The sequence below is a fragment of the Pseudomonas sp. MYb2 genome, assembly GCF_002979955.1.
Classification (GTDB): Bacteria; Pseudomonadota; Gammaproteobacteria; order Pseudomonadales; family Pseudomonadaceae; genus Aquipseudomonas.
In genome coordinates this window covers 1-1,211 of the sequence record NZ_PCQC01000037.1, presented here as the reverse complement: position 1 = coordinate 1,211, position 1,211 = coordinate 1, and the positions used below count along the sequence as shown (strand labels likewise).

At 56.2% G+C, this 1,211-nt stretch carries 1 protein-coding gene; it reads left to right on the top strand.

Translation table 11 applies throughout. The annotated features are described in order from the left end of the window. Nucleotides 1–16: 16 nt before the first annotated feature. Nucleotides 17–1,159, top strand: coding sequence for an IS481 family transposase (locus tag CQ009_RS29725; protein WP_064387739.1), 1,143 nt, complete (start codon nucleotides 17–19; stop codon nucleotides 1,157–1,159). The last annotated feature ends 52 nt before the right edge of the window (nucleotides 1,160–1,211 follow it).

The following is a 1,211-nucleotide window of genomic DNA, read 5'->3' as shown; positions in this document are numbered from 1 at the left end:
ACCAAGGAGATGACCTGTGTCCTGGGAAGAGGTGTCCACCGTGCAGCTTCGTTCAGAATTCGTGCTTTTGGCTCGGCAAGAAGGGGCCAATGTTCGGCAGCTTTGCCGTCGATTCAATATCAGCCCAAGCACTGCCTACAAATGGCTCAACAGGTTTGAAAATCTCGGTGCGCAAGGGTTGATCGATCAGTCTCGACGACCAAAGACGTCACCCAAACGCTGCGCTGAAGAGGTTGAGCAGCAGATTTTGACCGTGAGTCAGGAGTACGCCGCTTGGGGCGCTCGCAAGCTCAAGCGCGTGTTGGAAGACGACGGCAAAGTGATGCCCTCTGTCAGCACCGTGCATGCGGTTTTACAGCGTCATTCGCGCGTTGACCCAAAGGCTGCCGAGGTCAAACCGTTTATCCGGTTCGAGCACGAGGCGCCCAACGATCTTTGGCAAATCGACTTCAAGGGTCATATCAGCCTGAACCACGGACGTTGCCATCCGCTGACGATACTGGACGATCACTCGCGGTTCTCACTGTGCATCGCTGCGTGCGCCAATGAGCAGCGCCGAACCGTCCAGGAGCAACTAATGCGGGCCTTTCGGCTCTACGGTCTGCCTCTGCGCATGACGATGGACAATGGTTCGCCATGGGGTGACCAGACCGGCGTTTATACCGCGCTGGAGGTCTGGCTGATGAGCCAGGGCATCAAGGTCGGCCACTCCCGACCTTATCATCCGCAAACCCAAGGAAAGCTGGAGCGCTTCCACCGCAGCCTGAAAAGGGAAGTCCTGCAAGGCCAACTCTTCATCGATCTGGACGATGCACAACGGGCGTTTGATATTTGGCGTGATATCTACAACCAGAAGCGTCCTCATCAAGCACTGGGCATGCAGGTTCCTGCTACTCGCTACAGCAGCAGCCCGCGGGAATATCAGGAGCAACCGGCGGCGCCTGAGTACGACGATGGAGATGTGGTCAGGAAGGTTCAGGTGAAGGGCGAGATCTACTGGGGCAACCGTGAATACACTGTCGGGAAGGCGTTTTACGGGAGGTCAGTGGCTATCCGGGAAACGACGGAGGACGGCATCCACGATGTCTACTGGAGTAGACATCGTATCGCCCGAATCGACTTGAACTTGCAGATCGTCACGGCAGGTAAGAAGATCTAAAACCGTCCACCATGTCTCCGAACATGTGTCCACCATGTCTCCGGTACATACA